This window comes from Deinococcus fonticola (genome assembly GCF_004634215.1).
In the GTDB taxonomy this organism is placed as follows: domain Bacteria; phylum Deinococcota; class Deinococci; order Deinococcales; family Deinococcaceae; genus Deinococcus; species Deinococcus fonticola.
On record NZ_SMMH01000018.1, the window covers coordinates 51,775 to 75,355 of the forward strand.

At 65.1% G+C, this 23,581-nt stretch carries 20 protein-coding genes, 1 tRNA gene and 1 rRNA gene; 12 read left to right on the forward strand and 10 right to left on the reverse strand.

Features of this window, described 5'->3' with window-relative positions; all coding sequences use genetic code 11:
* The first annotated feature begins 67 nt into the window (after window positions 1-67).
* Complete coding sequence (locus tag E5Z01_RS11825) at window positions 68-742, forward strand: HAD family hydrolase (protein ID WP_135229545.1); 675 nt, start codon at window positions 68-70, stop codon at window positions 740-742.
* Window positions 743-1,131: 389 nt separating this feature from the next.
* On the opposite strand, the gene E5Z01_RS11830 is transcribed toward E5Z01_RS11825, so the two are convergent.
* The 4 genes from E5Z01_RS11830 to E5Z01_RS11845 all read right to left on the reverse strand — a co-directional run bounded on the left by E5Z01_RS11830 (window position 1,132) and on the right by E5Z01_RS11845 (window position 5,663).
* Window positions 1,132-1,461: a hypothetical protein gene (locus tag E5Z01_RS11830; RefSeq protein ID WP_135229546.1), complete on the reverse strand. Its 330-nt coding sequence runs from the start codon at window positions 1,459-1,461 to the stop codon at window positions 1,132-1,134.
* The gene (gene hflX / locus E5Z01_RS11835) at window positions 1,452-3,161 is read right to left on the reverse strand and encodes a GTPase HflX (RefSeq protein WP_170311956.1); all 1,710 of its coding nucleotides are present in this window, start codon (window positions 3,159-3,161) and stop codon (window positions 1,452-1,454) included. Before hflX ends, E5Z01_RS11830 begins: the two co-directional genes overlap by 10 nt.
* A gap of 433 nt (window positions 3,162-3,594) precedes the next feature.
* On the reverse strand, window positions 3,595-4,989 hold the full coding sequence (fumC, locus tag E5Z01_RS11840) for a class II fumarate hydratase (protein WP_135229547.1): 1,395 nt from the start codon (window positions 4,987-4,989) through the stop codon (window positions 3,595-3,597).
* Window positions 4,990-5,075: 86 nt separating this feature from the next.
* Window positions 5,076-5,663, reverse strand: coding sequence for a TetR/AcrR family transcriptional regulator (locus tag E5Z01_RS11845; RefSeq protein ID WP_135229548.1), 588 nt, complete (start codon window positions 5,661-5,663; stop codon window positions 5,076-5,078).
* A 54-nt stretch (window positions 5,664-5,717) separates the two neighbouring features.
* Here E5Z01_RS11845 and E5Z01_RS11850 point away from each other — a divergent pair, with 54 nt between their 5' ends.
* Window positions 5,718-6,131: a VOC family protein gene (locus E5Z01_RS11850; protein WP_119764766.1), complete on the forward strand. Its 414-nt coding sequence runs from the start codon at window positions 5,718-5,720 to the stop codon at window positions 6,129-6,131.
* On the opposite strand, the gene E5Z01_RS11855 is transcribed toward E5Z01_RS11850, so the two are convergent.
* Window positions 6,128-6,364: a hypothetical protein gene (locus E5Z01_RS11855; protein WP_135229549.1), complete on the reverse strand. Its 237-nt coding sequence runs from the start codon at window positions 6,362-6,364 to the stop codon at window positions 6,128-6,130. The two genes, E5Z01_RS11850 and E5Z01_RS11855, sit on opposite strands and share 4 nt — an antisense overlap.
* Window positions 6,365-6,438: 74 nt before the next feature.
* Here E5Z01_RS11855 and E5Z01_RS11860 point away from each other — a divergent pair, with 74 nt between their 5' ends.
* Complete coding sequence (locus E5Z01_RS11860) at window positions 6,439-7,179, forward strand: phosphodiester glycosidase family protein (RefSeq protein WP_135229550.1); 741 nt, start codon at window positions 6,439-6,441, stop codon at window positions 7,177-7,179.
* An 85-nt stretch (window positions 7,180-7,264) separates the two neighbouring features.
* Here E5Z01_RS11860 and E5Z01_RS11865 read toward each other — a convergent pair whose 3' ends face one another.
* Window positions 7,265-9,625 carry a DUF937 domain-containing protein gene (locus E5Z01_RS11865; protein ID WP_135229551.1) on the reverse strand — a complete coding sequence of 787 codons (2,361 nt, stop codon included), beginning with the start codon at window positions 9,623-9,625 and terminating at the stop codon, window positions 7,265-7,267.
* A 308-nt stretch (window positions 9,626-9,933) separates the two neighbouring features.
* Here E5Z01_RS11865 and E5Z01_RS11870 point away from each other — a divergent pair.
* From E5Z01_RS11870 to E5Z01_RS11885, 4 genes are all read left to right on the forward strand, one after another.
* Window positions 9,934-10,009 (forward strand) — tRNA-Trp (locus E5Z01_RS11870).
* 82 nt (window positions 10,010-10,091) lie between these two features.
* A complete protein-coding gene (locus tag E5Z01_RS11875) occupies window positions 10,092-10,877 on the forward strand; it encodes a Nif3-like dinuclear metal center hexameric protein (protein ID WP_167757893.1) in 786 nt (261 codons plus the stop codon).
* Between the two features lie 88 nt (window positions 10,878-10,965).
* The gene (gene tmk, locus E5Z01_RS11880; protein WP_135229569.1) at window positions 10,966-11,622 is read left to right on the forward strand and encodes a dTMP kinase; all 657 of its coding nucleotides are present in this window, start codon (window positions 10,966-10,968) and stop codon (window positions 11,620-11,622) included.
* 25 nt (window positions 11,623-11,647) lie between these two features.
* Complete coding sequence (locus E5Z01_RS11885; protein WP_135229552.1) at window positions 11,648-12,733, forward strand: PilT/PilU family type 4a pilus ATPase; 1,086 nt, start codon at window positions 11,648-11,650, stop codon at window positions 12,731-12,733.
* A gap of 80 nt (window positions 12,734-12,813) precedes the next feature.
* On the opposite strand, the gene E5Z01_RS11890 is transcribed toward E5Z01_RS11885, so the two are convergent.
* From E5Z01_RS11890 to ptsP, 3 genes are all read right to left on the reverse strand, one after another.
* A complete protein-coding gene (locus E5Z01_RS11890) occupies window positions 12,814-14,598 on the reverse strand; it encodes a PTS fructose-like transporter subunit IIB (RefSeq protein ID WP_135229553.1) in 1,785 nt (594 codons plus the stop codon).
* A 74-nt stretch (window positions 14,599-14,672) separates the two neighbouring features.
* Window positions 14,673-15,644, reverse strand: coding sequence for a 1-phosphofructokinase (gene pfkB, locus E5Z01_RS11895; RefSeq protein ID WP_135229554.1), 972 nt, complete (start codon window positions 15,642-15,644; stop codon window positions 14,673-14,675).
* A 4-nt stretch (window positions 15,645-15,648) separates the two neighbouring features.
* A complete protein-coding gene (gene ptsP / locus E5Z01_RS11900) occupies window positions 15,649-18,144 on the reverse strand; it encodes a phosphoenolpyruvate--protein phosphotransferase (RefSeq protein WP_135229555.1) in 2,496 nt (831 codons plus the stop codon).
* Window positions 18,145-18,362: 218 nt separating this feature from the next.
* Here ptsP and E5Z01_RS11905 point away from each other — a divergent pair, with 218 nt between their 5' ends.
* The 4 genes from E5Z01_RS11905 to E5Z01_RS11920 all read left to right on the forward strand — a co-directional run bounded on the left by E5Z01_RS11905 (window position 18,363) and on the right by E5Z01_RS11920 (window position 22,599).
* A complete protein-coding gene (locus E5Z01_RS11905) occupies window positions 18,363-19,184 on the forward strand; it encodes a DeoR/GlpR family DNA-binding transcription regulator (RefSeq protein WP_135229556.1) in 822 nt (273 codons plus the stop codon).
* 175 nt (window positions 19,185-19,359) lie between these two features.
* A complete protein-coding gene (locus E5Z01_RS11910; RefSeq protein ID WP_135229557.1) occupies window positions 19,360-20,973 on the forward strand; it encodes an aspartate:alanine exchanger family transporter in 1,614 nt (537 codons plus the stop codon).
* 118 nt (window positions 20,974-21,091) lie between these two features.
* Complete coding sequence (locus E5Z01_RS11915) at window positions 21,092-22,084, forward strand: CobW family GTP-binding protein (protein WP_135229558.1); 993 nt, start codon at window positions 21,092-21,094, stop codon at window positions 22,082-22,084.
* 38 nt (window positions 22,085-22,122) lie between these two features.
* Complete coding sequence (locus tag E5Z01_RS11920; RefSeq protein WP_135229559.1) at window positions 22,123-22,599, forward strand: PaaI family thioesterase; 477 nt, start codon at window positions 22,123-22,125, stop codon at window positions 22,597-22,599.
* A gap of 31 nt (window positions 22,600-22,630) precedes the next feature.
* On the opposite strand, the gene moaD is transcribed toward E5Z01_RS11920, so the two are convergent.
* Window positions 22,631-23,305 (reverse strand): molybdopterin converting factor subunit 1, encoded by a 675-nt coding sequence (gene moaD / locus E5Z01_RS11925; RefSeq protein ID WP_135229560.1) that lies wholly within the window; start codon window positions 23,303-23,305, stop codon window positions 22,631-22,633.
* A 176-nt stretch (window positions 23,306-23,481) separates the two neighbouring features.
* On the opposite strand from moaD, the gene E5Z01_RS11930 reads away from it, so the two are divergent.
* Window positions 23,482-23,581, forward strand: a 23S ribosomal RNA gene (locus tag E5Z01_RS11930); the annotation flags it as partial.

Here is a 23,581-nt window from a genome sequence, read left to right on the forward strand (position 1 = left end):
GGGCGGGCGGTCGGCGGGACGTCCTCACAAAGACTGACTCAAGACACCCGCCCTTACACTGAACGGTATGACCGCGCCCCTGAGCATCCCGGACGGCCTGCAAGCCGTCATCTTCGATTTCGACGGTACGATCCTCGACACCGAAACCACCGAGTTCCGCCGCTGGGAGGCCCTGTACCGCCAGCACGACCGCGAGCTGGCCCTGCAGGACTGGCAGCGCGGCATCGGCACCTGGGGGGCCTTCGACCCCTGGGCGGGACTTCCCGAGCACGTGCAGGCCGACCGCCAGAACGTCCACGCTACCCTGCACGCCAGCATTCTGGAGGCCATTGAGCAGCAGGACTTGAGGCCCGGCGTGCTGGACGTGTTCGGGCAGATCAAGGCCGCCGGGTTGCGCCTGGCCCTGGCGTCCAGCAGCGACCGCGCCTGGATCACCCGCTGGCTCACCCAGCACGGCCTGCTGGACGTGTTCGAGACTCTCGCCACCCGCGATGACGTGGCCCGCGTAAAACCCGACCCGGAACTGTACCTGCTGGCCGCCCGCAATCTGAACCTGAAACCGGAGCAGTGCCTGGCCGTCGAGGACAGCCTGAATGGAGCTACCGCCGCCGTTGCCGCCGGAATGCAGGTGGTCGTGGTGCCCAACGAGATCACGGCCACGCAACCCTTCCCCCCCGAATGGCCGCGCCTGGACGACGGGTACACGCAAGGGTTAGCGGGGTTGCTGAAAGCGCTGCGGTGAAGGGGTGCGGTGAAGGGGTGCGCGGGAAGCGGGACGCGGTCAAGAATGGGTGGGAAGTGGGGATACCACTCCGAAAAATAGATTGCGCATTCAATCTATTTTTCCGAACGGAGTGAGTAAGTGGCTAGCGGGTACAGTTACGGGCCTCCGGGGAAAGCGCCCGAATGCCCTCCACTTCCCCCGCCAGCCACTTTTGGCTTCTCCCTCCGGTCGGGGTTTGAACAGGGCATACCCTGTTCTTCCCCCGCCAGCTACTTAGGAGAAAATACGGGTCTGGACGGCGTGGACTTGTAAAGCTGCGCAGCAGAGCCCATTCGGGTGCTGTTCCCGGATGGGCGGAATAGAGTTCAGACCCGCATGAGTGGTCAGTGGGAAAAGAGGGGACAGAGTTAAGCCACATGCTTGGCCTGTCCTGCCGGGCCGTTCTCGAAGAAACGCACAGCGGCCCAGATGTCCTCGAACGCTGGTAAGTAGAAGTCTGCCCAGCTCGCGTAGGACTCAATTTCTGCTGTGCTGAGGATCGAACCCGCATTCGCCAGGGCCAGTCGGCGCGTGAATTCCGCTTCCAGGTCAAGCACGGTTTTGCCGTCCTGACGCAGATGAAGGCACAGCACCGCGAAGCTTTCCGAGCGTCTCAGGGCGCGGCACAGCCACAGGAGGCGCCGCAACCTGCGCTGCAACACCTCCAGATCGGTGGAATTGACGCTGCTTACCGCCATTCGACGCGGGCGGCGCGGGCTTCCTCCTGGCGGGCCAGCTCCTGGCGCTGCACCTGCGCCACAGCGTCGGCCAGGGCTTCTTTCAATTCGGGAATACCACGGTTTTTCAGGGCACTGACGGGAATCCCCCCGGTGCGCTCGACCTCGCGGGCCAGCACTTCCGGGTCGGCGGCATCGGCCTTGTTCAGGGCGACCACGGTGGGCATGTCCACGAAGCCCAGTTCCTCCAGGATGCGGTTCACGGCGTTTAATCGGGCGTCCGCGCCGGGGCTGGCGGCGTCCACCACGTGCAGCAGGATGTCCGCGTCCCCGATTTCCTCCAGGGTGCTGCGGAAAGCCCGCGTCAGATCCTTGGGCAGGTCACGAATGAAACCCACCGTATCGGTAAAAATCACCTGCCCGATCCCGTCGATGAACCCCTGGCGGCTGGTGGGGCGCAGCGTGGCGAACAGTTTGTTCTCGGCCAGCACGCGGCGCGGTTCCTCGGCGGCGTGCGTGAAGGCGTTGAGCAAGGTGCTTTTTCCGGCGTTGGTGTACCCCACGATGGAAATGACCGGAATATCGTTGCGGCTGCGGCCCTTGCGAAGTTCCTCGCGCCGGGCCGACACGCCACTCAGCTGCTTCTCCAGAAACGCCAGGCGGTCGTTGATGCGCCGGCGGTCCAGCTCCAGCTTCGTTTCACCCGGCCCACGGGTTCCGATGGCTCCGCCCCCGGCACTGCCCCCGCCGCCCCCAATGCGCGAGAGTTGCGCCCCGGCACCCAGCAGACGCGGTTTCATGTAGCGCAGTTGCGCTAGTTCGACCTGCAGGCGCGATTCCACCCCCTGCGCGTGCAGGGCGAAAATATCCAGGATCAGTTGTGTGCGGTCGATCACCTTCAGGCCCGTTGCGGCCTCGATTTCACGCGCCTGCACCGCCCCCAGTTCCTGACCGAAGATCAGCAGGTCGGCGTCCAGGTGGTAGGCCTTGCTGGTCAGTTCCTCCAGTTTCCCGGCGCCGATTAGCGTGCCGGGTTTCAGGTTGCGGCGGTAAATCAGTTCCCTGTAAACGACTTCCGCGCCGGCCGTGCGGGCCAGTTCGCCCAGTTCCTCCAGGCGTTCCTCGGCGTCGAACTCGCCTTGATCCACCTGCACCAGAATGGCGCGTTCGTGGTCTTTCTTGGCCTCACGGGTGCGGGCGGCGCGGGCAATTTCTTCCTCCAGGGCCGAAACCTGCGCCCCCAGGTCAAACTCGTCAATTTCAAACGGTTGCGCGGGCGGCAGGATGCGCCAATCCTCTTCCTCGCCCACCGTGCCGGGCGGGGTCAGGTGCGCCGCGTGAACCAGGCCGGGCCGCCCGTCGTTCTGCACCTCGATGGCCACCACCGCGTCCAGCCGCTTTAAAAACAGCGTGGACAGGTCGCCCTTGCTGAGCGCCCCGCCTTTGGGGTGGGCGTGCAGCAGGTGAAAGCCCGCCAGGCGGTTTTCGCCCATGCGGAGATCCGGAAATTCCGTGCCTTTCGCGTCCGCGACACTCACGGAAATCACGCGCCCCCGCCGGTCGATGACCACGCCCACCTCACGCCGCACGTCGTGCGACAGTTCAGCCAGGTTCCGCGCCAGTTCCGGCGAGCCGAGGCGGCCCGGCTCGATGCGGCGGCGGTACAGGTTCTCCAGCGATTTCTTCTGCGCCGGGCGCAGGCCCGACAGGTTGCCATGCACTTTATCTATGTTGAGTCACATCCTTTACTGATTGCTTGAATTCCCGAAGCGGAGGAGCGACGCTCGACTCGCGCTTGAATAAACTTGTTCGCACCGTCACGGGCTGCCATGTCGCAGGTCGGGGGGAATCATGCCCCGGCGAGGAAGGGAGACACATTGGCATTGTGGTCAGCCTAGCAAGCTGGCCCGTACAGAACGTGTGCAATTCAACGAAAAATCTTGATCATCGTGACCCAAGCTTATACGGTCAACCCGCGGGGGCATCCGCCGCATGGCTTAGAACATAAGACAAAAGAACGCCGTGCTTTTTGTTCGAGCAGCGCAAGTGAATTTAAATGAATAGGACGAAGAACGGAATTCGGAGACCTGCTCTGGCAAAAGCCAGGCCAGAGCAAAGACCGCCACTGGGGCGGCCTCTCTTCTTCATTGCTGCTCAGTTGTGCGTCATGTCCAGCGGAACGACCCACTGGGCAAATTCTTCTTCGGTGACGTGGCCGAGGGCCAGCGCGGACTCCTTGAGGGAAATGCCCTTCTTGTGCGCGTTCTTGGCGATGGCAGCGGCCTTGTCATACCCGATGTGCTTGTTCAGCGCCGTGACCTGCATCAGGTTCTTGTCGAGGTTCTCCTTGATCTTCGCCTCGTTCGGCTCGATGCCCACGGCGCAGTTGTCGTTGAAGGCCAGGCAGGCGTCACTGATCAGGCGAATGCTTTCCAGCACGGCGTGCACCATCACGGGCTTGAACACGTTCAGCTGGAAGTTCCCCTGCGACCCCGCGAAAGCCACGGTGGCGTCGTTGCCGAATACGCGGGTGGCGACCATGGTCATCGCTTCGGACTGGGTGGGGTTCACCTTGCCGGGCATGATGGAACTGCCTGGCTCGTTTTCCGGAATGTTGATTTCGCCAATGCCGTTGCGGGGGCCGGACGCCAGCCAGCGCACGTCGTTCGCCATCTTCATCAGGGCGCCTGCCAGCGTGCGCAGCGCGGCGGAGGTTTGCACCAGGGCGTCGTGGGCGGACAGCGCGGCGAATTTGTTCTCGGCGCTGCGGAACTTGAACCCGGTTTCATCACTGAATTTCTGGGCGGCCAGCTCACCGAATTTCGGGTGGGCGTTCAGGCCGGTGCCCACCGCCGTGCCGCCGATGGCGAGTTCCAGCAGCCCCTCGCCGGCGTGTTTCACTTCGGCCAGCGCATAGTCGAGTTGCGCGACCCAGCCGCCGATCTCCTGCCCCAGCGTGATGGGCGTGGCGTCCTGAAGGTGCGTGCGGCCCACCTTCACCAGGCCGCCGTATTGCTCGGCTTTGGCGGCGAGGGTGTCGCGCAGTTTGCCCACAGCCCCGTACAGGCGCTCGTTCAGTTCCAGCACCACCGCGATGTGCATGGCGGTGGGGAAGGTGTCGTTGCTGCTCTGGCCGCGGTTCACGTGATCGTTCGGGTGCACCGGCGCCTTGCTGCCCATCACGCCGCCCGCGATCTCGATGGCGCGGTTGGAGATCACCTCGTTGCTGTTCATGTTGCTCTGCGTGCCCGACCCGGTCTGGAACACCACCAGCGGGAAGTGGTCGTCCAGTTTCCCGGCGATCACCTCGTCGGCCGCCTGCACGATCAGGTCGGCAATGTCAAGGGGCAGTTCGCCCAGGGCGGCGTTCGCCTGCGCCGCGCCCTTTTTCAGGATGCCCAGCGCCCGGATAACGGGGCGGCCCCACACGAACGTGTCGCGCCCAATCGGGAAGTTGTGAATGCTGCGCTCGGTCTGCGCGCCCCAGTAGCGGCTGGCGTCCACGTCCAGCGTGCCCATCGTGTCCGACTCTTTGCGAAAGTTGGTCATAGCACCCCAGTGTAAGACGGGTGGAGTGCGGGCGCGGCGGGTGTCACGGGCGCGGGAACGTGACGGCGACCTGTCGCCGGGAAGGGTCAAGGCCGCCAGGGGCCACTGGGCGTGAAAATCTCCACGAGCCGCTGCATCAGTTCGTCCGGGGTGGTTTCTTCCAGAAGGCCGGGAAGCGTCAGCTCCTCAATGAGCAGGCCGCTGATGGTCAGGTAAATCAGCGTGAACTCCGGGTGGGTCAGGGGCAGGCCGTGCGTGGGGCCAAAATTCCGGTTCAGGTAAAAGTGATGGTTCAGCGTATGACGGAGAGTGTCCTGCAATTCGGGGCGGCGGGTGGCTTCCAGGCGGAGTTCCAGCAGGCTCAGGTACGCAGTGCGGTCTTGCAGCACGCGCTGCACGAGGTTTTGCAGCAGCTCCGTCAGCAGTTCCCTTCCGGGCGGGCGCTGGAGGGTGCTTTCAAGCCAGTCTGCGTCGGGTTGCAGGCGAAAGTGAACGTGTTCGGCGGCCTGCCTCAGCAGTTCGGCTCGGTTCCGAAAGTAGTTGGAGGCCGTTCCGGTAGGCAGGCGCGCTTCGGCGTCCAGGGTGCGGTAGCTGAGGCCACGTGTGCCTTCGCGGGCCAGGATGGTCAAAGTGGCGTCCAGCAGAGCGGCGCGGCGGGCAGCGTTGTGACGCATGACTTGACTTTATGACACCCTGACCGGTACAAGTGTAGTGATCAGGAGGATTTAATGCATATTCTCAGTCAAGGGACGGTTCTTCTCTGTGATGACCCGCGTCAGGCGGCACAGTTTTACATTCAGCACCTGGGATTTCAGGCAGTGGTGGAACTGGATTGGTACGTGAGCTTGCAGCACCCAGATTTGCCGGGCATCCACCTTGACCTGCTGCACCGGGCGCATGAGGCAAACTCGGCCAGCCAGCGGCACCAGCCCACCTCCGGGATTCTGCTGGGGTTTATGGTTGAAGACGCCGCCCGAGAAGAAAAACGCCTGAGCGCTGCTGGCTTGACCATCACCAAACCCCTGACTGATGAATCCTGGGGGCAACGGCGCTTTCAGGTGCTCGCTCCAGACGGTGTGATTGTGGAGGTTTTGCAAACCATCCCGCCTGACCCGACCTGGCTGGCCCAGCAAGGCCGTTAACGCTTACGCCGTGCGCGTTCGGTGGGTTGCCAGATGGCGGCCTTGCCCACTTCCCTGGCCACCTGAGTCGCCGCTTCCCGCGCGCTGGCCGGCGCTGAAGCGGCCAGCTGCTCGTGCTGCGCGCGGTTGTTCTCGGCCTCGTCGCGGGTGGGGCCGGAGCGGCTGGGTTGCTCCAGAAGGGCGTAAACAAGCTCGCGCAGGGTCACGCCCAGGTCTTTCAGGATGCGCCACATGCCTCAGTTTAGACCGCGCAGTTCAGACTGCTCAGCTTAGAGCGCTCAGTGTGGCCTCAAACACACGTGAAATCATGACGCCGATGCCCGTCCGCCTGCTGCCTGTCTTCCTGTTCCTGGCCCTCACGTCCTGCACGGTGGCGCGCAGCCTGAAAGTCACGCAGGTGGTGGGAAGCGGCATGCTGTACACGGTGGCCACGGTCGAGCCCGGCAAAGACCGCCTGCAACTGCACTGGCTCAACCCCACCACGGGCCAGCCGTACCGAACCCTGGCGCAGGTGACGGCCCGCCTTAGAAAACAGGGGCAGACTGTCCTGTTTGCCACCAACAGCGGCATTTACGCGCCCGGCCCGAAACCGCTGGGCTTGCATGTGGAGCAGGGAAAAACGCTGGTGCAGGTCAATAATGCCCGCAGTGGCGGAAATTTTGCCCTGCTGCCCAACGGGATTTTCTGGGTGAAAGGCCAGCAGGCGGGCGTGACCGAAACGCAGGCCTACAAACATAACGACCCGCGCCCCGATTACGCCACGCAGTCTGGCCCACTGCTGGTGCAGGGTGGCAAATTACACCCGGAATTCAACAAGGGCAGCAGCAGTTTCAAACTCCGCAGCGGCGTGGGCGTGTGCGAGGACGGCAAGGTGCGCTTTGCCGTCAGTGCCGGGCCGGTGAACTTCTACAGCTTCGCGGTCTTTTTCCGCGACACCCTGAAGTGCCCGGACGCGCTGTACCTGGACGGCAGCATCAGCGCCTACGCCACGCCGGACAGGAACACGCAGGTGGTGGACTTCGCTGGCATCTGGACAGTGGGCCGCTAGAATCGCAAAAATGATCGCCTGGCAAACAAAAAAAGCCACCTCCGAAGAAGTGGCTCTTTAAATGAATGAAGCGGGCGAATGAGGTTCAGTTGCCGACAGTCAGGTTGACGATGCTGAGGGGCTCGGCGGCGCTGTCACCTATGGGTCGCACCTCATAGGTAATGGCCCCCTGGCCGGGTTTGCTGGTGTAACTCCAGCCGCAGGCACCGTCGAGCGGCAGCTCCTTGGTGCCGATGGTGCGCTCGCCGCGTTTGACGGTCACGGTGTAGCCTTTCGCGCCGCCCGCGCCGCCTTCCCCGCCGAAGCGGAAAGGCTCGCTGACAGTCTGGCCGTCCGTGATGCTGAGGGTGTAGTCCCTGGTGCAGGCGCTGGCATCCCCGGTGGCCGCTTCGACGGTGGTCGCCACATTCCCGAGTTCCGTGCCGTCGGGGCCTTTCACGCTGTAGGTATGGGCGCCGGCCGCGGGGGAGGCCACGCGGTACGTCCAGTTGCCGTCGTCACCGATGCTGACCTTGCCCAGGCTGGTGCCGTCCTCGAACACCTCCACCTCGTCACCGGCCGTCCCGGTGCCCTTCAGGTCGAAGCCTCCGGCCGCCAGCGTGGCGTCCGCCGCCGGTTCGCTGATGGCAAAGGTGCCGCTTCCCGCTGCGGTGCTGCCGGTGTCGGTCGTGCCAGTCTCGGTGCTGTCTGTGCCCGTGGTGTCCGTGCTGCCAGTCTCGGTGCCTCCAGTGGCGTCCGTTCCGGTGGCGCCCTCAGTGACGTTCACCTTGAATTCGCTGCGGACGCCTTCCCCGCCAATCACGCTGTAGGTGTGTTCACCCGCGGTCGGCGCGGGAAGCTCGGCGCTCCAGCGGCCATCGGCGTCCACGGTCGCCTGCACGACCTCCTGACCTTCGTCCTCGATGCGCAGGGTGGTGTTGGCCGGGCCGGTGCCGCTCATGGTGAACGGTTCTGCTGGCAGGGTCGCGTCGCTGCTGGGGTTGGTCACTAGGATGCTGGCGGCCTGATTGGAGGCCGAGCCCGTCGTGGTGGCGGGCGTGGTGGTGCGGTTCTGGTTGGTGAGCCAGCAGCCGCCCAGCAGCAGCAGCGGCAAGAGAATCCACCACCACGGGAAGCCGCCACGTTTCTCGGTGGTGGCAGCCGTGACCGTCGTGGCTTTAGTAGCCGTCGTGGCGGGGGGCGGCGTTACCGGACGCGGGGTAGGCGTGGCCGCTTCCACCACGCGCGGCGCGGGGGTGGGGGTTGCGGCCACCGTCGTCACTGCGGGCGTGGCTGCTACGGTCTGGCCTGTGGCCGGTGCTGCTGCGGCCTGCCCTGCCAGCAGCGCCCCCAGGCCACTCAGGCCGGCGGGCAGCAGGCTGCTCAGGTGCCCGCCCAGGCCGCCCAGCAGGCTGCTCAGGGCGCTGGCGTTCATGCCGGTGGTCTTTTTGCCCAGCAGCGACAGCAGCAGCGGGGCCAGCAGCGCCAGCAGGCGGCCGGCATTCTGGCCGCTGCCGCCCAGCGCGGTGCCCAGGCGACCCGTGATTTCATCCGCGTTGCCGAACAGGCTGCCCAGCAGGCCACGTCCCTGCGTTTCCACGCGCGACATCTCTGCTGCGTCCCCCAGCATTCCGGCGTTCAGGGTACCGTTGCCGTCCGTCAGGTTCCCGAACTGCCCCATCATTTTCAGCAGGTCGCCTGCCCCGGCATCGCTGCGCCCCTTGTTGACCAGCGCACTGAGCACCACCGGCCACGCGCCCTGCACCGCCCGGCCCGCCGCGCCGCCCGTGAACCCGGCCGCGCCGCCGATCTTGTCGGCGTTCGAGCCGCTGAACTGGCTTTTCAGCAGGTCGAGAATGGTGTTGACGGTGCCCGCACCGCCCGCGCCAGGCAGGTTCACGCTGCCTGAAATGGCTTCAGCTGCCGGAACCGCGCCGGCCAGGCCCGCCGCGCCCGCCACTGTGCCGGCAACGCCTTCAGTCCTCTCAGCCATTCTCGGGTTTCTCAGGCCGCCCAGGAGGCTGCCCAGGCTCGCGGCGCTCACGCCCTGGCGGCCCAGCAAGCTCAGCAGCAGCGGCAGAGCCATCTGCAACAGTTTCTGCACGCCGCCCGCAGTGCTGGCCACGCTGCCGCCCACCTGGCCGGTGACCGAGTTCACGATGCTCTCGGCCTGACCGCCCAGGAGGGCCGGGGCCAGGAGTTCACCTGCCCGTTGCAGGTTGTCCGCGCCGTCCGCCGTACCCAGCACCTCGGCGATGCTGCCAAATTGCGGCAGGCTGGCAATGGCCTCCATGATCTGGGCCTGCCCCTGCGGCTGCGCGGCGTGGTCGGCCAGGGCACTGACCTGCAGCGGCAGGCCCAGGCTCAGGGCCTGCTGGGCCTGGGCGCCGTCGAGGCCGACCGCCTGCCCGAGCCGCAGGGCGTTGTCACCATCGAAGTAGGACTGGATCAGGTCTGCCGTGTTCATGTTTCCTCCTGAAGCTGCGGGGGTCTGCTGGCGGCGCTCGCTTCTTCCAGCCGCGCGGCAGACGGAACTTGAGGGAGATATACCTTGTCAAGTGGGTGAAAGTGACGGCTTGGGTTTTGCTCAAGCGTGCCGGGCGACACGCTTGGCATCTCGTCAGGTTCACCGTACTGCGCCAGTCACGGCGGCATTTACATCGCACCATGAGCATTTCCTTATCTTCCCTGGACAACCTGGGCCAGGCAGCAGCGCCCGGCTTGCAGCTGCCGCAGCAGTCTGCTACTCTGCTCAGGCCCGCAACCGGGTGATCAGGGTTCTTAGCTCAGTTGGTAGAGCGGCGGTCTCCAAAACCGTAGGTCGAGGGTTCAAGTCCTTCAGGGCCCGCCAGACAGGAAAAATTCCCCACCACGCGTGGGGATTTCTTTTTGTGGGCATCCTGCCAGAGGGGCAGGCGGGCTACACTGCGCGGGTGACTCAAGTGCCTGAACCTCAAGTGCCTGAAGTGGGCCGTGACGACCTGGTCAAGTGGTTGAACGATTACCTGAAGGTGGGCCAGTGGCCCGACCCCAGCCTGAACGGCCTGCAAATCCAGGGAACGGACGTTATCCGCCGTGTCGCTGCCAGCGTGGACACCAGCTTGCAAACCCTCCAGGCCGCCGCCGATGCCGGAGCAGACATCCTGCTCGTTCATCACGGGCTGTTCTGGGGCAAGCCCCTGCCCGTGACCGGGCCGCACGGGCAGCGCATCCGCACTGCCCTGATGGCCGACCTGAACCTGTACGCCGCGCACATTCCCCTCGACGCCCACCCCGAAGTGGGAAACAACGCCATGATCGCCGGCGCGCTCAGCCTTCAGAACACCCAGCCCTTCGGCGACTGGATGGGCCATAAAATCGGCATGGCCGGGGAACTGCCGCGCGAACTCACCTTGCAGGACTTTGCCGACCGCGTGCAGAAACTCACCGGAGAAATCTGCCTGGTGCATGGGGGCGGCGGCCCGATCGTTCACCGCGTCGGCATCGTCTCCGGCGAGGGTTCCGGCAGTGTCGCGGAAGCCGCCGCGCTGGGCCTGGACACCCTGTTGACCGGTGAACCCGCCCACAAACATTTCCACGACGCCTTCGAGCACGGCATCAATGTCATCTACGCCGGCCACTACGAAACCGAAGTCTTCGGTGTCCGGGCGCTGGCTGCCAGAATCGAGGACACCTTCGGGTTGCCGTGGCAGTTCCTGAATTTCCCCACCGGGCTGTAATGCGGCTGTGGGCTGTAGAAAAACACGGTGGGGATGAGCTGTCCTGCGGGTCTTCGCTCCTGTGCCCCCTGGCCTTGCGGAGTGGCGGCTGATGGCTGGCCTGTTCATCACTTTCGAGGGGCCGGAGGGTGCCGGAAAAAGCACGCAACTGGCGCGGCTGGTCGAGGCGCTGCAAGGTGTGGGGATCGCGGCGGTGGTCACGCGGGAACCAGGCGGCACCCCCTTCGGCACGCGGGTGCGGGAGGTGCTGCTCGATCCCGGTCTGGACATGCACGCCCTGCCGGAGTTTCTGCTGTACTCGGCCAGCCGGGCGCAACTGGTGCAAGATGTGATCCGGCCCGCGCTGAGCAGGGGAGAGGTCGTGATCTGTGACCGTTACTTCGACTCGTCGCTGGCGTACCAGGGCGCCGGACGCGGGTTGCCGCTGCCGCTGCTGCGGGGCATCACGCAGGAGGTCACGGGCGGCCTGAAACCGGATTTGACGCTGCTGCTCGACCTCGACCCGGCGGTGGGCCTGGAGCGCGCCGCCGCGCGCGGGCAACCCGACCGGCTGGAACGCGCCGACCTGGCTTTTCACCAGCGTGTCCGCCAGGGGTTTCTTGAACTGGCCCGCCAGGAGCCGCAGCGCTTTGTCGTGCTGGACGCCGGCCAGGCGCCTGAACAGGTCGCCGGGGCGGTGTGGGAAGCCGCGCGGCCTCACCTGGCCGGGGCTGCACCCATGGGTGGGGCTGCACTAAAGCTGTAAGACCCGCCCAGGTACGGTAAAGGGTATGAGTGCCAGCATCCTCCAGGGTCTCCTCACTGTCCTCGTGAAGGAGGGAGCCAGCGACATTCACCTGCGCGCCGGTTCCCCCCCCGCCGGGCGCGTCGACGGGGTCATCAAACGGTTCAGCGACACGCGCCTGATGCCCGACCACGTGGCCGAATTCGTGCGCGAAATGATGCCCCGCAAGGAGATGTGGGAGGTCTTCCTACAAAAGCGCGAGGCCGACTTTGCCTACGGCCTGTCCGGCCTGGCGCGGTTTCGCGTGAACGCCTACTTTCAGCGCGGTACTGTCGGCCTCATCATGCGCGTCATCGAGGACAAACCTCTTCCCACCTTCGAGGAACTGGGCCTGCCCGTCGAAACCTTTATGCGTCTGGCCGAGCACGAACGCGGCCTGATCCTGGTGACCGGCCCCACCGGCTCCGGCAAAACCACCACCCTGGGCAGCCTGATCGACCACATCAACACCACCCAGCCCGTGAACATCGTGACCCTGGAAGACCCCATCGAAATCCTGCACAAGGACAAGCAGGCCATGATCAACCAGCGCGAACTGGGCATCGATACCCTGTCGTTCGCCAACGGCCTGCGGGCCGCCATGCGCCAGGACCCCGACATCATCCTGATCGGCGAGATGCGCGACAAGGAAACGGTGGAGGCGGCCCTCTCGGCGGCCCAGACGGGTCACCTGGTGCTGAGCACCCTGCACACCCAGGACGCCATTCGCACCGTCAACCGCATCATCGATTTCTTCGCCCCGCACGAACGCGAACAGATTCGCCAGGCGCTCTCGGAAAGTATGGTCGGCATCGTCAGCCAGCGCCTCTTGCCGCGCAACGGTGGTGGGCGCGTGCTGGGCATGGAAGTCATGCTGGCCACCCCCACCGTCCGCGAGTGCATCAAAGACCCGGATCGCCTGGACGAAATCAAGCAGGCCCTGATGGAAGGCGGCATGATCGGCATGCACACCTTCGACCAGTGCCTGGTGAACCTCGTGCAGACCGGCCAGATGACCCAGGACGACGCGGTTCTCTCCGCCACCAGCCCCCACGAACTGAAACTGATGCTGATGCGCCAGCAGTACGCCTGAGCGAGGAAAAGAGAAAACAAGAGGCGCCCCGGTTAACCTGGGGCGCCTCTTGTTTTCCGTTACGGACGAGAGCCGTTCGCTCAGTCGGTCGCCACGGCCTGCTGCTCGGCCAGGGGCGCGGCCGGCGCGATAGGTTTCTTCAGGAGGCCCAGCATCAGGGTGCTGACCAGCGTTCCCGCCAGGATGGACACCGTGTACATGGGCAGGTGATCGACCGCGCCCGGAATGGCCAGCACGAAAATGCCGCCGTGGGGGGCGTGCAACTGGCAACGGAAGGCCATGCTCATGGCCCCGGCCACGGCGCTGCCGACCATCAGCGACGGAATGACGCGCAGCGGGTCACGCGCCGCGAAGGGAATAGCGCCTTCCGTGATGAAGGCGATGCCCAGCACGCCCGCCGCTTTGCCCGCCTCGATCTCTTCTTTCGTGAAGCGGTTCCTGAAAAAGCGCGTCGCCAGAAACAGCGCCAGTGGGGGTGTCATGCCGGCGGCCATGGCGGCAGCAATCGGCAGGTAGTTCTTTTCGGTCAGCAGGCCCGTACTGAAGGTGTACGCCGCCTTGTTGATGGGGCCGCCCATGTCGAAGGCGATCATCCCGCCGAGGATTGCGCCCAGGATGCTCGCCGAGGTTCCCTGCAATCCCTGGAGCCAGGTGGTCGCCGCGGTCAGCGCCGCCGCGACGGGTTTACCCACCACGTAGAACATCAGCAGGCCTGTCAGCAGCGTTCCCAGCAGCGGCAGCAGCAAGGTGGGCTTCAGGCCCTCCAGCGTGCGCGGCAGGCGAATCCCCTGATTGAGCCAGCGCGTGAGGTAGCCCGCTATAAAGCCCGCGATCATCCCGCCCAGGAAGCCGCTGCCGCCCTGCATCGCCATCAACCCGCCCACCATGCCCGGCGCCAGACCGGGACGATCCGCGATGGAAAAAGCGATGTACCCGGCCAGCACCGGAATGAACAACTGGAAAGCGCCGTTTCCCCCAATGTTCTTGATCGTGTCGCCGAACGAGCCGGGCGCGGGGTTGATCCCCCCGAACGCAAACCCCAGCGCAATCAGCAGGCCGCCCGCCACCACGAAGGGCAGCATGTGCGACACGCCTGTCATCAGGTGCTTATAGAAACTGGGCACCCCGGCATTTTCGGCCGCTTTGGCCGCCGCCGCTGCGGCCACGTAATCTCCAGAGGCCGCGACTGCGCCGCTCCCACCCAGGCTGCCTCCACCCTGCACGGCGGCCTGCTGCTCCGCTGTGCGAATGACCGCCGCGCCGTCCTTGATCGCGGGTTTCGTGCCGGTGCTGTAAAGGCGCTTGCCGGCAAAACGGCTCAGATCCACGTTGGTATCCGCCGCGATGACCACCAGATCGGCCCGGCGAACATCGTCCGGCGTGAGCGGATTCCCCGCTCCTACGCTGCCCTGGGTCTCGATTTTCACGTCGTACCCCAGGGCCTTCGCGCCGCCTTCCAGGCCCTCGGCGGCCATAAAAGTGTGGGCAATTCCCGTCGGGCAGGAGGTAATGCCGATGATGTACTTCTTCCCGCCTGCCACGGGCGCAGCCGCTGCGCTCGCCGCGCTGCCGCCCACCTGGGCCACCAGGCCCGCCGCGTTCCGGATCGCCTCCTGGGAACTGGCCTGAATCAGCTTCTTGCCGGCAAAACGCGACTCGTCCACGCGCACGTCCGTGGCCAGAATGACCGCGTCCGCCGCCGCAATCTCCGCCGGGGTCAGGGCGTCCGTCGTTCCTACGCTTCCCTGCGTCTCCACGCGAATCTCATGCCCCGCCGAAAGCGCCGCGCGCCTGAGCGCTTCGGCCGCCATGAACGTATGGGCAATCCCAGTCGGACACGCCGTAACAGCAACCAATTTAGCCATGAAATGTCTCCTTCGGAGGTCTGAGCGCCTGACAGTTGAAATGTCAGGCGGCAAAAGAACAGGGGTTCGGGCGGTCAGACCTTGAGAGGGTCTGCGGGTCTGATGGCGCTCACGTCCACTCGTGCGGCGATGTCGTCCAGTTCCGCTCTGGGCGGCAAATGTGCGCCCAGCCGGGTGATGTTGCCGACACTGAAGCTGGTGGCACGGCGGGCGGCGGCGGCCAGGGGCAGCCTCTCCAGATGCGCGGCGACGAGGCCCGCGACCATCGCGTCCCCTGCGCCGACGGTGGAGACGACCTGCACGCGGGGCGGCCTGGCCTTCACGATGTCGCCCGGCGTGACCAGCAGCGCGCCTTCTTCCCCCTGCGAGATGGCGACGAGTTCCACACCGCGTTTCAGGAGGGCCTGGGCAGCGTCCAGCAGATCGGTTTCGCTGTTCAACTCTTTTCCCAGGGCGGCGGAGAGTTCGTGATTGTTGGGCTTGACCAGGTTCGGCAGCGTGTCGGCCTCTAAAGCGGCGTTCAGGGCAGGGCCGCTGGTGTCCAGCGCAACGAATTTCCCCGCCTGACGGAGCTGGCCCACGAGATTCGCGTAGTAGTCGCTCCCGACGCCAGGGGGAAGGCTGCCGGCCAGGACGAAGACGTCATGGGTGGCGCTCAACTCGGCCAGTTTCGCTTCCAGCGTCTGCAAGAATTCCGGCGTGGCTGTCAGGCCGGGCAGGTTGATGTCCGTGGTCTGCTGCCTGGCGTGATCCACGATTTTCACGCCCACGCGGGTGGAACCGGGCACGCGAATGAAGGCGTCCTCGATGTGCTTGGCGCGGAACAGCGTGTCGAAGGCACTGGCGTTCTCGCGGCCCAGCAGGCCCGTGGCGGTCACGTTCACGCCCCAGTCGGCCAGGAAGGAAGCGACATTCACGCCCTTGCCGCCCGCGTTCAGGTGCATGTCCTGCCCGCTGTTCACGGTGTTCTGTTGCCAGCCGTCGGCACGCACAGTCATGTCCAGCGCCGGATTCAGTGTCAGGGTAACGACCCGTGTATGACCCATAGCATCACCCCTTCACAAGTGAGCGGACGGAGGCGGCGTCGGGCTGTTGCAGGGCTCGCGCGGCCAGGTCTTGCAGTTCGGTACTGCTGCGCCCGCGCAGGGCGGCCTTCACGCCGGGAATCTGGGGAGTGCTGACGGACAGTTCCTTGACGCCCAGCCCGGCCAGCACCAGGGCGCCCACTTCGTCCCCGGCGGCGCCGCCGCACACGCCCACCCATTTGCCGTGCCGTGTGGCGGCGCCCACCGTCAACCGGATCAGTTGCAGCACGGCTGGGTGCATGGCGTCTGTCTGGCGGGCCAGTTGCGGGTGCATCCTGTCCATCGCCAGGGTGTACTGCGTCAGGTCATTTGTGCCGACGCTGAAGAACTCCACTTCCGGCGCCAGTTGGTCGGCGATCAGGGCCGCGGAAGGCACCTCGATCATCACGCCCAGCGGGATGCTCGGTGCTCCCAGTTCCTTCCGCACGTCGTCGAGGATGGCGCGGGCGCGGCGGAAATCCTCCAGGGTGGAAATCATGGGGAACATCACATGGACGTTCGGGTGGTCCTTCGCCACGCGGGCAATGGCGCGAAGTTGCGGCAGGAACAGGTCCGGCCGCTCGAAGCACAACCGGACGCCGCGAATCCCCAGAAAGGAGTTGTCCTCGCGCGCCAGCCCCAGGTACGGCACTTCCTTGTCCCCGCCGATGTCCAGCGTGCGGATAATCAGGGGTTTATCGCCCAGCGCGGCGGCCATGGCGCGGTATTCCTGTTCCTGATCGTCCTCGCTGGGAATGCTGTCGCGTTCCAGAAACAGAAATTCGGTGCGCATCAGGCCCACGCCTTCCGCGCCGGCTTCCAGCGCCCCGGCGGCGTCACCCGCGCGGTTGATGTTCGCCGCCACTTCCACCCGCACGCCGTCGCGGGTGGCCCCCGGCTGGTGGCGGGCGGCGCGGGCAGTTTCGCGTTCATGTTCCAGCACGGCCATGCGGTCACGGGCGGCTTGCACGTCGGCTGCGCTGGGGTTCAGGTACAGGAAGCCCGCCGAACCGTCCAGAATCGCGGGGGTGCCGTCGGGAACGTCCAGCACGCCGTCCCCGCTGGCGACCATGGCGGGCAGGCCCAGCCCGCGCGCAATGATCGCGGTATGGCTGGTGGGGCCGCCCTGCGCGGTGGCGAAGCCCAGCACGGTGTCCGGTCCCAGGCGGGCGGTGTCGCTGGGGGTCAGGTCGGGTGCAAGCAGAATCACCGGGCCGTTCGTTTGAGCACTGTTTTCCTGAACACTGGCCTCGTGAATGCCCAGCAGGTGACGCAGCACGCGGCGTTGCACATCGCTCAGGTCGATGGCGCGGGCCGCCAGCGTCGGGTCGTCCAGTTTTTGCAAACTGGCAATGCGTTCATTCGTCGCCTGCTGGTAGGCCCACGCGGCCCCGTGACCGTCCAGAATGCGCGCAACGGCTTCCTGTACGGTGCCTTCGTCGGCCAGCAGTTCCTTGTGAGCCCCGAAAATAGCGGCTTTCTCGGCGCCGAACTTCGCCTCCACGTCCGCGATCATGTTGTCCAGGTCGGCGTCGGCAGCTTGCAGGGCGGCGTCGAGTTGCGCGGCGGCCTCGGCGGGGTCAGTGGGGGTGTCCACCACGTTCAGGGCTTTTGGCGCGTGCTGGCGCGTCACGCCGACCACCAGACCGTCGGCGGCCCCCACGCCCTCCAGCGTCGTGCCGGGATTCGCGGGTTGCCAGTCGCGCTGACGTTTCGCGGCCCCGGCCCCGGCCGGGGTCACGCTCAGGTCGTCGCCCAGGCCGGCATGGATGGCGTCTACCACGGCCTTCAGCGTGGCCTCGCTGTCGCTGCTAACGGTAATGGTACTGCCTCTGTTCAGTCCCAGGCCCAGCAGCTCCATGAGTTTCGTCGCGTCGGCCGAGCGCCCACCAGACAGCGCGGCGTCGCGGCTCAGGCGGACTTTTGCGCCGGATTTCTTGACCAGGCCTGCCAGCATCGTGGCGGGGCGGGCATGCATGCCCAGCGGGTTGGGCAAGGTCACCTGAGTGGAGTAAGGCAGGGCAGACGCCACGGCGGCCACACTGGCAGGCCGTTCCCCGGTCAGCGCCTCGACGATATCCGCCGGGTTCGGCGTGACCCACAGCCTTTTCACACCTTCCTCGTCGCCCAGCACGCGGGTCAGGCGGCGCAGGATGTCCAGGTGCTCGTCACTCGCGGCGGCAATGCCCACCACCAGGTGGACGCGCTCGCCATCCGCGCCCCACTGAATGCCCTGTGGGAGTTGCAGTACGGCAATGCCCGTTTTGCGGATCAGGTGGCGGGAGTCGGGGGTGCCGTGCGGAATGGCAATGCCGTTGCCCAGGTAGGTGTTCGCCTGTGTTTCGCGCACCCGCATGCCCTCCAGGTAAGTGGGGTCGATGTGGCCGCCCGTAGCCAGCAGCGCGGCCACCTGCGCGATGGCGTCGTCCTTGCTGCGGGCGCTTGCGCCGACCCTGACGAGTTGTTGCGGAAGTTCAATCATCCTGCCCCTCCTGCGGTGTGCTGGTTCTGACAAAGTGTGATCAATTTTGAGCAATTAAGATCATAAATCATCAGGAAGTCAAGTGCAAGCGATGCGGGACGTTGCAGGCTGGGCATGGCTTTACCTTTGCTGGCGGGCATATACAGTCTGAGAAGCCGTCGAGTGCCCATCAAGAACCCTGAGCAATTTTGCGCGAAGTTGAGTTAAACTCCCTGGACATGACTGCTCCGCTTGCTGAGGAACGCCTGACCCGCATCCTTGACCTTTTGAATCAGCACGGCACGCTGCGCACCACCGCCCTCACGGAACTGGTGGGCGTGAGTGGGGCGACCATGCGGCGCGACCTCGACACGCTTGCTCAGCGCGGACTGATTCGCAAGCTGCACGGCGGCGCGGCGCTGTCGCCAGGTCAACAGGCCAACCAGGATCAGCAGTACCGCGACCGGCAGAACATCAACCAGGCGGGCAAAGAAGGACTGGCGCAGGCGGCGTTGACCCTCGTTCAGCCGGGGCAGACCGTTTATCTGGATGCGGGAACCACCGCCCTGGCAGTGGCGCGGGCTTTGAAGGCCCAGCGTCCCTTGACGCGGACGCTGCGAGTCGTGACCCACGGTATCGATGTGGCCTATGAACTGAACGGCGAATGCCCGCTCTACGTGGTGGGCGGCGAGGTGTACGGCAGCACGTACAGCCTGACCGGGCCGGACGCCCTGCAAACGGTGGCCCGGTACAACTACGACCTCTTTTTCGTGGGGTGTACCAGCATCGATCCGGCCGGCGGCGTCACCAACAGCAACGGGGTGGAGGCGCAGCAGAAGGCGGCCATCATGCGGCGGGCCCGCCAGAGCGTGCTCATCGCCGACGCCAGCAAGTGGGGCCACGCCGGGTTCGCCACCTTCGCGCCGTTGAATGAGCTGCACGCCTGGGTGACCGATGAAGCGCCCGACGCGGCCCGCACAGCCTTCGAAGCGCAGGGAGTCACGGTGATCGAGTCTGCGGGACAGAAATTGCGTACTCCTGACACTAAAAGGGTAAGGTAAATGGACGAAGCAGGGTCAACCTTCACTGCTTAGAGCATTCGACAAAAGAACGGAGTGCTTTTTGTTCGAGCGGTGCGAGTGAATTTAGATGAGCAGGATAGAGAATGGAGTTATGCGGAGTGATGTTCTACGCAGAACGGAATTCGGAGAACTGCTTAACGCTTAAAGAGGCCATATGCTGAATATTCTTGTCGAGAACCCTACCCTGACGGTCTTCGTGGTTCTGCTGCTCGGATTCCTGATTGGCAGCGTCCGCATTTTCGGGTTCAGTCTGGGGGCCGCCGGCGTGCTGTTTGCCGGCCTGCTTATCAGCGCCCTGAACGCGGACATCAAACTCGACCCCATCGTGTACGAACTGTGGCTTGCCCTGTTCGTGTACACCATTGCTCTGGCCAGCGGCCACCACTTCGTGCAGTCCCTGAACCGCGAGGGTCTGCGCCGCAACGCCCTGGTGCTCGGCATGCTGGTGGCTGCCGCCGTATTGACGCTGGGAATGGGCCGCCTGCTGGGCCTCGCGCCGGGTCAGACGGCCGGGCTGTACGCCGGTTCCCTCACGAACACGCCCGCCCTGGCCGGGGTCATCCAGGCCATCGGCTCCCGCGAGGGGGTCGGCGATCCGGTCGTCACCTACTCCATCGCCTACCCCATGGGCGTCATCGGCGTGATGCTCGCCATTTTCTTCCTGGAGAAAGCCTTCAGGGTGAATTACGGCCAGGAAGCCCGCGACCTGCACCTGGCTAGCGAAGAACTGGTCAGCCAGTCCATCCTGGTTCGCGAAAACCAGTCCGGCAGCCTGCTCGACCTGGTGAAGAAAAACCGCTGGCCCATCCTGTTCGGCCGCATCTCGCACGAGGGGAAAATGGAACTCGCGGAACCAGGCGACGTGCTCCAGGCCGGTGACATCATCTCCGTGATCGGCACACCCGCCGACGTGAGGCAGGTCACTGCGGCACTCGGTACGCCGCACGCCGAATCCCTGGCCGCTGACCGCAGCCAACTGGATTTCCGGCGCATCTTCGTGTCGAACCCACAGGTGGCAGGCCGGAGCCTAAAGGAACTGCACTTCCACAACCGTTTCGGCGCCACCCTCACGCGCGTGCGGCGCGGTGACCGGGACATCGTGCCGAACGGCGACACCATTCTGGAACTGGGTGACCGCGTGCGCGTCGTCACGCCCGTCGAGCGCGTTCAGGAGGTCACCCGCTTCTTCGGAGACTCCTACAAACACCTCTCGGAGATCAACCTGCTGACCTTCAGCCTGGGCCTCACGGTGGGGCTGCTGCTGGGGGCCTTCCCCATTCCGCTGCCGGGCGGCACCACTTTCCAGCTGGGCGTGGCCGGAGGTTCGCTGCTGGTCGGGCTGCTGCTGGGCGCCCTGGGCCGCACCGGACGGTTACTGTGGACCATTCCCTACAGCGCCAACCTGACCCTGCGGCAATTTGGCCTGGCCCTGTTCCTGGCGGGCGTGGGCCTGCGCAGCGGCAGCAAGTTCGCCGCGCAGATCGGCAGCCTCCAGGGCCTGCTGATGTTCCTGGGCGGCGTGATCCTCACCGGCCTGACCGCTGCCCTGACCCTGTGGATCGGGCACCGGCTGCTGAAAATCCCCTTCAGCATCGCCACGGGCGTCCTGTCCGGCCTGCAAACCCACCCCGCCGTCCTCGGGTACGCTGGCGAACGCACGGGCAACGAAGCGCCCGAAATAGGCTATGCCAGCGTGTACCCCGTCGCCATGATCGCCAAGATCATCCTCGCGCAGGTCATCCTGACCCTCGCCAGCCGGGGCATGTAGGCGGGTCGCAGTAAAAGCGGGAAGACATTGGGGCGGAGGACAGGACGGTTCTCTGCCCCGCTTTTTCCACGGTTCCCGTTTTATGTTCGCTGGCCCGCCGACCGCGTACTATCTGTGAATGACGTTTCCCACCGCCGACGAACGCATTCCCGTCCTGGTCATCGGGGGGTTCCTGGGGGCCGGGAAAACGACGCTGGTAAACCACCTGATTCGCAGCCTGCCGCATCGGCTGGGCATCATCGTGAACGAGTTCGGGCAGACGGGCGTGGACGGCACCCTGATCGAGCGCCTGACTGATTCTGATGGGTATGGGGATATTCAGGAACTCACGGCGGGGTGCCTGTGCTGCTCGGGCCGGGACGACCTGATTCGGGCCCTGGTCAGTATCGCCATGCGTGAGCAGAAACCCGACGCGGTGATCGTGGAACTCAGCGGCCTGGCCGACCCGACCCCGGTACTCACCACACTGTTAGACCGTTCTGTGCGGGCGGCCTTCAAGGTCACGTCGCTGGTGGCGGTGGTGGACGCCCGTCACATCCTGCAAACCCTGCGCGAACACCCCGAAGCGGCACGGCAACTGGCTTACGCCAACGTGGTGGTCATCAACAAAACCGACCTGGCCGACCCGGTGCTGCTGGCGCATGCAGAAGAGGTTCTGCGCGGCGTGAACCCCCTGGGCCGCGTCGTGCGTGTCGAGCAGGGGCAGGTGGACGCCGACAGCCTGCTGTCCCGTGACGACTTCGACCCGCGCCACTTCGAGTCGGGTGAGTCCGTGCAAGCCGAACCTGTGCAGCACACGCCCGGTCTCAAAACCTTCACCCTGCACGCCGACCGGCCCCTCGACCCTTACCTGTGGCAGCGCTTCATGACCGAGTACATCCTCGCGCGCCCCAGCGAGGTTCTGCGTGTGAAGGGCTTCCTCGACCTGCACGGTTATCCGCAGCGCATCCTGTTTCAGGCGGTGCGCGACCTGTTCACCGCCGACGCCTGGGATGGCGGGGACGGCACCTCCGAACTGGTGTTCATCGGCAAGGGGCTGGACAAAGCGGAGTACGAAAACGCGTTCCAGGCCTGCCTGATTCCTGATCCGGCAGACCTCATTCCAGACTGACCGCGCGTTTCGCCCCACATAGCGTTTATCCTGAACGCATGAGCCGCCCGCCCGTTCAGTTCGAGTTGCCCGAGAATGTCCACGAGCTCAGCCCAGAGGCCATCGCGGACTTCATGAACGGCCCGGAAGGAAAGGGTCTGCCCGGCACGCTCGGCGAACACCTGGGCATTCGCCTGACCAGCGTCACCAGGGACCGCGTGGTGGCCGTCATGCCTGTGGCCGGGAACCGGCAACCTGCCGGGCGTCTACACGGCGGCGCCAACCTGGCCCTGGCCGAGGAACTGGCGAGCCTGGGTTCTTTCATGAACATCAACTCGACCCGTCAGGGCGCCGTGGGCGTGGATGTCAGCGCCACCCACGTGCGCGGCGTCAGCGAAGGCTACGTGACCGGCGAAGCCAACATCGTTCACCGGGGCCGCAGCCTTCACGTCTGGAACATCGAAATCAGGGACGAGCAAGGCCGCGTGACCAGTGTCGCCCGCTGTACCTGCAACGTCATCAACCTCGGCGCCTGAAAAGAGTAAGGCGCAGGGGGCACTGCACCTCTTAAAGCGTCTCGCTTCCGGTCTGGCCCTGTACCCAGTGTTCCCCGTCTTCGTCGGCCTCGTGCTTCCAGACAGGGACATGAACTTTCAGATGCTCGATCAGAAAATCACACGCTTCCAGCGCTGCCCGGCGGTGGGGACTCGCCACGCCGATCAGAATACTGGCCTCACCGGGCAACACGCGCCCCAGGCGGTGCTCGATGAACACGCGCAACTCGCCGTACTCCGCTCTGGCGGCAGCGGCGGCCTCGTCCATGACCTTGCGGCCCATCGGAATGAAGCCCTCGTACTCGATCCAGTTCACGTGCTTGCCCTGGTTGGGGCTGCGTACCGTCCCGACGAAGTAGGCCTGAGCGCCGCATTCTGGACGCACCAGAAAAGCGTCGGCCCGCTCCAGACTCAGGGGCTGTGCCGTAACGTCCGTGTGCGTGGCTTCCTGCGTTCCTCCGGCCACGGGGGGCAGAAAAGCCACCTCGTCTCCGCCGGCCAGTTCCTGCTCGGGTGAAGCGTAGGCTTCATTCACCGCCACCATGCACCCCTTCAGCGAGACGCCGTGCCGGTCTTCTGCCAGCCTGGCCACTTCGCGCACAGTGGCCCCAGCAGGAACCTCCAGAAGCTCCTGATCCAGCCCCGTTTCCTGCTTCAGGCGGGCGAAAAACAGCAATCGAACCTGCATAGCCGGAGCGTACCACGCAGGCCCTCTTCACAGGGAGTTGACAGATCTCAAAGCAGGGCATATAGTTTCTGAGCCTCGAACGAGGCGAGACGCATGACAACCGAGAAGCGAGAGAGCAAGAAGAGCGAACCACACGGCGATTCAGCAACGTTGTTGCCGTGATGAAATCGAAAGAAGGTCAAGATACTAAGGATCCACGGTGGATGCCCTGGCACTGGAACCGACGAAGGACGCGATTACCTGCGAAAAGCCCTGACGAGCTGGAGATACGCATTG